The sequence below is a fragment of the Pseudoalteromonas rhizosphaerae genome, from assembly GCF_902498845.1.
In the GTDB taxonomy this organism is placed as follows: Bacteria; Pseudomonadota; Gammaproteobacteria; order Enterobacterales; family Alteromonadaceae; genus Pseudoalteromonas; species Pseudoalteromonas rhizosphaerae.
Map to the genome: position 1 here is coordinate 136354 of NZ_CABVLM010000014.1, position 9653 is coordinate 146006.

The window sequence follows — 9653 nt, forward strand, 5'->3', positions numbered from 1 at the left end:
CTATTAATAACCTGGGTTTTGTGTGTACGATCCACCACTTAAAATCATCTGCTGGTTCGGAATAGGTAAATACTCATGTTTACCTTTAGTGAAAATAGCATCGACCAAGTAAGGTTTGCGTACAGCTTCAATTGCTAAGTAACTATCAATCGTTTCTTTCGCTATTCCCCATCGAACTAAATCAAAAAAGCGATGTCCTTCAAGCCCTAATTCTAAACGTCGCTCAAAGCGTAGTGCCGCTCTGGCCTGTTCTTTAGAATCAAAACTTGTATATAAGCCCATGTTATAAATACTCGCGTTGTGTAATTTACCGGTACTATTTTTAGCACGCTCACGGATACGGTTAATGATTGGCAATGCTTCGTCATACCTGTCTAACTCAATTAATGCTTCAGCTTTCCAAAGCAATACATCAGCGTAACGAATGAGCGGTGTATTTAATGAAAAGATAGGAAACGGTCCATTCTCACCACGACAACTACAGTCAGGGTGCTCAAGATCTTTCATTGCCGTAAAGTTGCCATATATACCAGGGGCACGTGCCCAGCTATCACCGCCATGAATTAAGTTTTCGTCATACTTAAATGGTTTACCTTCCATTGCCACTGTGTGATCTAGGCGAGGGTCAACTGAGTCAGTCGTCATGTCATAATTAAAGTCGTTAAAAGAGTCGAATAACGGCAAACCTTGTTGGTCTGTTTTAAACGCATTAACAAAATTTTCTGTTGGTACATGAAAACCACAACAGCCAAAACCACCAGCCATTGGCGCATTTAATGCACTAGGCCAGCTACCACGTCCATCTGGAGAGCCGTCATTTAGAGAGCGCTGAATAGCAAAAACTGATTCTTTACCATTTTCACTTTCAAACAAAAAGTTATTCGCGTAATCATCAAATAAGTCATAGACGCCGGCTTCTTCAATTTCATCAACCAGAGCCACCACTTTTACAAGTTTATCTTTATTAATATTAATAACTTGATGTAGCTCATTCTGCTCATACGCTTGGTAGAGTAGTGTTTTAGCTAGATATGCCTTAGCTGATAACGCTGAAGCGCGTCCAACATCTTTTTGGGTTTGTGGTAGATTGTTTGCAGCAAACTCAAAATCTGCAGCAATTTTATCCCATAACTCTTGATCGCTTAGCTCACGATTAGTAGCGCTAAGAATTTGATCTTGAGTCAATGTTTCATCAATCCACGGGATATGCTTATGATGTATTTTTAAATCAAAGTAGAAAATACTGCGAATGAACCGCAGTTCGGATTGTTTTGCAGCACTGTTTTCAATGGCATCTGGCGCATTTGCGATTACCGCTAATGCTGAGTTTGCTCTTGAAATACCGGTGTAATTACGTACCCATTTTTTGTTGTTCAAATCAATTAAATCTGGCGGGAAAGACTCCATATCAGGCACTATTGGTTGATATAAAGACAAAGCATGATAAGCAAAGATATCACCAGGTCCATTACCGCCTTTATGGGCGTCTCCAGCGCGTAAGTTTCCTGTCGGCCATAAAAAGTTAGGTGCGGTATAATGATCGTTTCCTAGATATGAGTAGGCAGCAATAATCAACGCATCTACATTTTCACTGTTAGAAACTTGCTCTTCGGTTAATACCCCAGAAGGTGCAACATCAAGATCAGAACCACCACACGATGCTAAAGAAAGCGCGAGTGTAGCTGCTGTAAATAGTGTTTTAATTTTATTCATAATATGTGCTCGTATCGTTGTCGTTTTAATAAATCAAAAAGAAAGGTTCACGCCTAACGTAATACGTTTTGGAATTGGGAAGTTGCCGTTTGGAGTTTCTGGATCCTGGCTTAGCGTCCCTGACGGAGTAATGGTCAATAAGTTACTTCCCTGCAAATAAATTCGTGCAGAACTTATACCGTATTGACTTAACCACTGTTCATCAGGTGTATAACCGATAGATAAGTTACGAAGCTTTATGTAGCTGCCATCTTCCCAAAACAAACTTGATTGACGGCCTTCACCATTGTTATCGATTAAAGTTAATGCCGGTACATTGCTGTCAGTATTGTTAACTGACCATGCATCAAGAACGCGATCACCGTAGTTAGAGCCTATATTTAATGATGTGAAGTCAGTAAATCCACGCCAGCTATTACGTATCTCACCTCCTTGAACACCTTGCCAGAACATATTGAAATCCCAATTTTTGTATTTGAAATTCATGTTCAATCCATACATAAAGTCAGGATCAGTATCGGTGAAAAAGCTTTGATCGTTTTCATCAATCACGCCATTGCCGTCTAAATCTTTCCAGCGAACTCGGCCTAAACCAGCCCCAGATTGCGCTGCGTGAGCATCTATCTCACCTTGATTTTGGAATAACCCATCGGCGACATAACCATAAATAGAATTGACTGAATGACCAACAATCGTTTTATCATCACCATTACCACCAAATGAATTCACAACATCCTCTGGTAGTGAGACAACCTTATTTTTAGCAGAAGAAATGTTAAAGCTAATATCGACATCGATATCACCATCTAAGCTATCAAAAGTAAGGTAATCGGCGTAGCCAATGAGAAACTCAAAACCAGAGTTTTCAATCGTGCCACCATTGACCCATTGCTGAGCGCCTTCACCTAATGTTGCAAGTGGATTGGTTAACGTTAAAATATCCTCTGTGGTTTTTTCAAACCAATCGATACTGCCGTATATGGTTTCGTAACGCATGCCAAAATCAAGACCAATGTTTGTTTGCGTTGATGTTTCCCACTTTAGGTCATCATTCCCTGTTTGTGCTTTTACAAATCCAGAAGGAAGCGTGCCGCCATTTGCACCGCCTATATCATAAGCGGTCCCTTCATCTTGCTGATCAGTGAATAAAGACCGAGTTGCATAACGGCTTAAATACGTTGTATATGTTGCATCGGTAGGGATTTCTTGATTACCCGTTTTGCCCCAACTAGCTCGAAGCTTTAAGGTAGATAAAAATTCAATATCATAGAATGATTCGTTGCTGATCACCCAACCTGCAGAAATAGCGGGGAAATTACCGTAGCTATTATTACTACCAAAACGAGATGAGCCATCGCGACGTATTGTTAAACCTGCTAAATAGCGGTCATCAAAGTTATAGTCCATACGGGCGAAATAAGAATTAAGAGACCATTTATCGCCATCCCCTTCCACACGAACATCACCCGTTGCTTGTGATAAATGAGCATAATCACGATCATCAGACGCAAAACCTGAACCAAAACCAACAGATCCTTCATACTCATAATCTATTTGTTCTGTACCGACCAAAAACGTAAAATGATTTGCATCTAAATCAAGCTTATATTCTGCGGTATTAGTCCAACTAAAACTGCTATTCCAGTTTTCTGTCACTGACAGCTGATCACCATAGTTTAGCGAGCCAGCTTGAAAAGCACGGGTATAGTTTCTGAAGTAGTATTGCCCGTAATCTAAACCGATAGAGCTTTTTAGTGTTAAGTCCTCTATTGCCTCATATTCAACAAAAATATTTCCCATTAATTTATTGAATCTACTAACATTGTCTCGATTCATTTCAATTAGTCTAACCGGATTATCACGGTCAGTTACACCAGGGACGGGTCCTCCCCAGCCACCTTTATCGTTGTACACAGGAACGATAGATTGTTGTTCTATAGCCAAAGTTAGAATATTACCGGCCAGATCATTAACCAAGTTTGATTCTTGATTTGTCACTATAAAGTTTTCACCAATCTTAAGCTTATTTGTTAGCTGATAATCAGAATTAACGCGAAAGCTTATTCGTTCAAACTCTGAGCCATCAACAACACCTTCTGAGCCGAAATAGCCAAGTGAACTATATATCGAAGCTTTGTCTGAACCACCTGAAACTGAAAAGTTAAGATCGGTTACTTTTGCAGAGCGCGTAACTTCATCAAACCAATTAGTATCTGCTGGGCGTTGCACCTGTGCAGCATCCGTAAACTCAGGAAAAACAACGTTGTTTAATTGAGGGTTATTAAAATCATTATTCCAATCATAGCTATAAAGAGAACTTGCTGCATTTGGATCTGAGCCGTCGTTTACTGCAGCTTGCCAAACTGCTTGTCCCCTTTGCTGTGTATTTAATGGATTTAATTCATAATTAAAATCATCATATGACTGATTAAAAGAGAAATTAAAGTCGAGCCCTTCATTCCCTTTTTTGGTGGTAATAATAATGACCCCATTACCAGAGCGAGCACCAAAAATACTTGCAGCTGCCGCATCTCTTAGCACCTGTATATCAGCAATATCATGGCTATTAAGTTCATGCATGCCTGATTTAGTTGGTACACCATCAATAACATAAAGAGGATCGTTATTACCTAAAGGTCCTAAACCTTGACCACGAATACGCACTGTTGCTGCAGAGTTAGGTGAACCATTAGTTGTAATTTGCAAGCCAGGCACACGCCCCTGCAAATTTTGCATGATATTACCTGAAGGCTGATCAACGACATCTTCAAGCTCAACTGTGCTAACTGCGCCGGTTAAATCTTGTTTTTTAACACTTCCATAACCATATGAAACTTCAATAACTTCAATACCAACCTTGGCCGACGCTTCTTCTTGCAGTTGTTCAGCGGCAAAGCTGTTGGATGGCAGCCAACAACCTATCAATACTGTACTAACACTCGCAGCAAGCTGGTTTTTCCTAAATCTGAGCATTGTGTGTGTCCTCATTTTAATTTTATTTTTTAATGTTGATTTCATTATTTAAATTAACAACGTTGTCTTTATGGCGTAAAAAAATATCTTTTTACATTTTGTTGTTTGGCTTGGTCGGTCCAACACAAATAAACAACGTTGTCTTTTTAACATTAAAAAAACATCTATTCAATATAAATAACAAAATATTTTGTTTTTTATATGTATAACTTGAAATACAATGCTGCACGCTAACATGGTTCAATAAATTCTAAGATTTGCTGATGCGTTATATCTGGTGTTGCCCCTAGCTGCTGAGCAACCATAGCTCCGGCAGCACAAGCAAAATTAATTGCCTGTTGCGGATCGTTTTGAATGCACAATTGATAAATTAAAGCCCCCAAAAACGAATCCCCTGCACCAACAGTATCCACAACATCGATCAGGTAGCCTGAGTTATAGTAGTTTTTACCTTTAATCGATAATAAAGCACCATGGTTTCCTTTCGTCACGCACAAAAACTCTGTGTTGGTTTGCTTTGCTATAAATGCTAAGTTTTGCTCTAATGAATGGTATTTACACCCCATTCCTTTTGCTATTTCATATAGTTCTTCATCATTTAGTTTGATAAAGTCAGCGCTATTCATTAATTCTATTAAGCTCTCAAGTTGATAGTGAGGAGCTCGTAAATTTACATCAAACACTTTAAACTTCGCATGTTCTAGTAGTTGCTTTAAAGTTATTAATGAAGTGTCGGTACGGCCAATTAAACTACCAAACACAAAAATATCCGTCGATTCAACTTTGCCAATAATTTCATCAGTTAAAACAATATTATCCCAGGCAGTATCAGGCATAATTTCGTACTTAGCAGAACCATGGCTATCAAGTGTTACCTGCACCGTACTGGTATTTTTGTTTGGGTTTACAGCAATGTACTCTGTACTCAATTGCTTTTCTTTTAATTCGTCAAGCAGAGCATCACCTAACTCATCCTCCCCTACTGCACTTATCATTTGTGCATCAATTCCAAGTGATTTAACCCTAAAGCACATATTTAAAGGTGCGCCTCCCAAACGCTTAGTTGCGCCAAAACAGTCCCAAAGGACCTCCCCAAAACAAACTAGACTAATTTTATTAGCCACGTTTTGATTCACAATTATACTCATTCAAGAGCTTCCTTATACGCTTCGTATGGTCAGATAACGGATTAGACAAAGTTCAACTTACCTTTCACTTCATAGAAAGTAAGATATTAAATTTCAATAACTTAAACATTTTTAACTTAAAAATTAAAATGCAGATATATTTGTTAAATAAATGTCGTGAGATATTATTTCATCTAAGCAACAAAAAGACAACGTTGTTTATTTAAGTTAATAAAATTAACTAAATGCCTATCTGCAACTTATAAATAAAGCAAATAACATGCTTGAGAGTTTAATTTATGAATTTTATACAGCAAACTTTTACCCCTAAATGATATTTGGAGTAAAAGTTTACCTCGAGTACTAACGGATCGCTGATAACTCGTTTTTACTTATTTTTTTTGATGCATTAACCATAGCCGAGTTCCTATTTTGATTCAATTAGTTACTTCGATTTTACGTAAAATATAAAAAGAGGACTTGGTTTTATTTTAATTGGCATTTTGCAAGGTGTTTGAGTGGCTTATTTGAGGTGATAAGGGCTACCCTAATTAGTGCATCGTGTTTTGCAGCTTTTCTCTATTATGAACTAAGCAATACAGTTGCCGCAGTGTGAAGTGAAAGCATTCACTTCTATTTGTCCGCGCAAGGTCAATTTATTCAGCGAAATTGATTGGAATGAATTTATTTTGGTAGGATAAGTCTCGCTTGACTCCTCACCCAACGAAAGAGCCATAACGATTTACCGTGGGTGAATAATATTTACTAGATCATAGCTTGATAGTAGATTCAAGGTTAAAAGTTGAACAACTAAAAGTAGGTGCATTCGTTCCTGTAAAGAGTAATTCTACAGCCTCAACGCCCGCCATCTGCCGCGCGGGGTAAGATAAGAACGTCAGCTGCATAACATTGTTATAGCAAAACAGGTTCATCACGCATTTTTTCCCATGTTTGTACCATAAGCTTCTTGGCTGGCCCCCAACGGTAACCACCAAGTGCACCACTGTGCTGTATTACCCGATGGCAGGGGATCAGTAAAGCAACAGGATTTGCTCCAATGGCGTTACCAACCGCTCTTGCAGATTGGGGCGCATTGAGTGCTGTGGCTACCTGAGAATAGCTAGCCACTGCGCCCGGTGGTATTTTCAGCAGCGCCCGCCACACAGCTACCTGAAAATTCGTACCTTTCACATGAAGCGACAGCGGACCATGTTTGGCAGCTGTATCACTACTAAAAAACGCATCAATAACATAGTGCGTAGATGTGATGCTTTCAACAATCGAACTCAATGGCCAAGCGTTACGCAAGTCATCCAGCAGCTCTTCAATGTCATTGAAATCCATGAACTCAACCCTACAAACACCACGCTGTGTTACAGCTACAAACATAGGCCCCAGTGGTGTAGGGTGCACACCGTATTCGATACGTAGCTCCTTACCCTTATTTTTATACTCCCCCGGTGTCACTGCCTCCAGCTGCACAAAGTGATCATGCAACCTTGAACTACCGCTTAAGCCAATCTCATGTGAAACGTCGAGCAGAGAGCGGGATTTATCCAACAACTCCTTGCTACGCTCCAATGTCAGGACCTGCAAAAACCGCTTTGGCGTGGTACCCGCCCAACGACAAAACAACCTCTGAAAATGATACGGACTCAGATGCACATGGGCGGCTATCTCCTCTAGAGCGGGCTGGGTAGTTGCACGATCTACCAAGTATGCCATAGCACGTGCGATACGGTCATAGTCTGACACACTCTGCCTCTCAGACACGATTTATGGATACACCGCCATCTACCAACATCGCAGAACCAGTTGTGAAACTGGATGCATCGGATGCTAAGTACAATGCGGATTGAGCAATTTCATCTGGTGTCGCCATACGCTTGAGCGCATGCAGGTTACGCACAAACGCCAATGCTTCTGGCGTATTAGCAAACTCACGTCCCGCTGGCGTATCAGTACCACCAGGCAAAAGGGCATTGACCCGGATATTCTGAGGCCCATGCTCTGACGCCAGCACTTGAGTCAAACCAATAAGACCAGCCTTACTGGCTGCGTAGGCAGCCATGCCTGGCATACCTGCGGTGTAACCAACGAAGGTAGAGGTGAAAATTAACGAACCTCCTTTTCGGGCAGCCATGGCGGGCAGCTGGTACTTTGCGCCCAAAAATGCACTGGTTAAGTTGGTCGCAATAACTTGATTCCAGTCCGTGAGCGACATCTGCGGCACAGGGCACATAGCACCCAGAATGGCAGCATTGTTAAAAGCGATATCCAGGCCACCAAAGTGGCTTACAGCCTTATCTACCAAAGCTTTGGCAAAAGCTTCTTCGCCAACATCACCGGCTAGTGCCAGTGCCTGCCCACCTTCAGTCTTGATTAATTCCACCAGTTCATCAAGCTCCTTCTGTCGCCTTGCTGCCACCACTACGGCAGCACCTTCTCTCGCAAAAAGCTTCGCGGCTGCGTAGCCAATGCCGGTGCTGGCACCAGTAACAATAGCAACTTTGTTGGCCAATATGTTCATCGATTATTTCTCCTAGCTCTGCTGACAATTAAAGGGCATATGCCCGAACAGATGCTATATTAGGAGGCCGAACGATTAATGCCGACCCGAATCTTGCTGAATTTCAATTGCGCTATAACATTTTAGTATTTATGCGACACGCAGTTTGTGTTGCATAATCGCTTGTCGGACTGAGGCGCTACCTGCTCGATGTGTAGAGTTGGTGTTGTTTATGCTATGGACTTTACATATATAGAAAGGCTTTTTATGACCTAAGCTATAGCAAGCAAATTTAATTAGTGTGCCTGTCGTATCTATGCTGTCCCTGCGTTACTCAGTGTTTATTATCTATCCATTAAACCTAATGTTTAACCCTTAAGCAATTATATTTTTCGTATGCACAGTCGTTACTGACCTGAGCAGTTAAGCAGGTTAATTAGCTGATTTGATGCAGCAAGCTAGGCCGCTAACTCGTTCGAACTATTTAATTTGTCGCTACATCTAAATTAATCGCAACATACTAGCTTGGCAGTGCTGGCAACTTATTAGCTTGTCTAATCAATGCTTCGATTACTGGATTTGTTTTATTACTAGGTACTTTCGCTAGCATTACATACCTAGAATGTCGTTCAACTAAGGTCGCGATAAAGCTGTTTTCTGAGCCTTGGTTCAAGTCCACCTCCCAGTGATCTGGAACAGCTCTGTCTTCAACATTTGATGACCTTTCACTATTGGTACAGCGTCGACTATCTTTCCTAACCCTTTACCTTTCAGCAGCAACTAAATAAGAGAGCCACTCTAATTGAACAAATAAAACTGTGTCACTAAATTTACTTTTCAGGTTCAGAATTTATCTTTTATTGCGGGGTTATTTTTATTTCACCTATTAAATAAGTCATTAGCCCTATTAAACCTAAATTACACGCATGAAGATGACTGCAGGAAATAGAAACGGAAATAAAAAGGACAGACACATATTTTGTGTCAGAAAATTTAGCACCTCTCCCGTTGTGGATAATCGCATAATTATTTTTTCACATACTGTTAGTGTTAGTTACAGAGCTTAGAATTGAGGTGCTTGGAAAGGATTTTAGGCAAAAAAAGGCAAAGCTAGGCCGTCACTTTGTTCAATAGTGTATTTTTAAAACAACCTAATAAAGATGCAACTGTTCAGCCTGCGCCTTTGTACCATTTTACATCGTTGCTGGCGGCTTGCTGCTTTAACCGTTGTTTGCTGCCTGCAAAATTTGAGTACTGCTGCCTAAAACGTTGAATTGATTCAAGCCATTGTGCCTCTTCTATATTCAAAGTCAGGAGCACTTTTGGCATAG

General features: G+C 40.5%; 5 protein-coding genes and 2 pseudogenes. All 7 read right to left on the bottom strand.

Going from position 1 to position 9653, the window contains the following annotated elements:
• Positions 1-3: 3 nt before the first annotated feature.
• Positions 4-1713: a RagB/SusD family nutrient uptake outer membrane protein gene (locus PSR9079_RS19110; RefSeq protein ID WP_149982872.1), complete on the bottom strand. Its 1710-nt coding sequence runs from the start codon at positions 1711-1713 to the stop codon at positions 4-6.
• A gap of 33 nt (positions 1714-1746) precedes the next feature.
• Entirely contained in the window at positions 1747-4686 is a 2940-nt protein-coding gene (locus PSR9079_RS19115; RefSeq protein WP_149982873.1) for a SusC/RagA family TonB-linked outer membrane protein, read from the bottom strand.
• A 230-nt stretch (positions 4687-4916) separates the two neighbouring features.
• A complete protein-coding gene (locus tag PSR9079_RS19120; protein ID WP_149982874.1) occupies positions 4917-5834 on the bottom strand; it encodes a carbohydrate kinase family protein in 918 nt (305 codons plus the stop codon).
• Between the two features lie 891 nt (positions 5835-6725).
• Positions 6726-7568: a methylated-DNA--[protein]-cysteine S-methyltransferase gene (locus PSR9079_RS19130; RefSeq protein WP_149982875.1), complete on the bottom strand. Its 843-nt coding sequence runs from the start codon at positions 7566-7568 to the stop codon at positions 6726-6728.
• Between the two features lie 10 nt (positions 7569-7578).
• Complete coding sequence (locus PSR9079_RS19135) at positions 7579-8343, bottom strand: SDR family oxidoreductase (protein ID WP_149982876.1); 765 nt, start codon at positions 8341-8343, stop codon at positions 7579-7581.
• Positions 8344-8857: 514 nt separating this feature from the next.
• Positions 8858-9093 (bottom strand): annotated as a pseudogene (locus PSR9079_RS23715) (transposase); the annotation flags it as partial.
• A gap of 399 nt (positions 9094-9492) precedes the next feature.
• Positions 9493-9653 (bottom strand): annotated as a pseudogene (locus tag PSR9079_RS24060) (alpha-amylase family glycosyl hydrolase); the annotation flags it as partial.

Coding starts and splice junctions, on each gene's coding strand:
- PSR9079_RS19115 (WP_149982873.1), bottom strand. CDS start 4,686: ATGCTCAGATTTAGGAAAAACCAGCTTGCTGCGAGTGTTAGTACAGTA.
- PSR9079_RS19110 (WP_149982872.1), bottom strand. CDS start 1,713: ATGAATAAAATTAAAACACTATTTACAGCAGCTACACTCGCGCTTTCT.
- PSR9079_RS19120 (WP_149982874.1), bottom strand. CDS start 5,834: ATGAGTATAATTGTGAATCAAAACGTGGCTAATAAAATTAGTCTAGTT.
- PSR9079_RS19135 (WP_149982876.1), bottom strand. CDS start 8,343: ATGAACATATTGGCCAACAAAGTTGCTATTGTTACTGGTGCCAGCACC.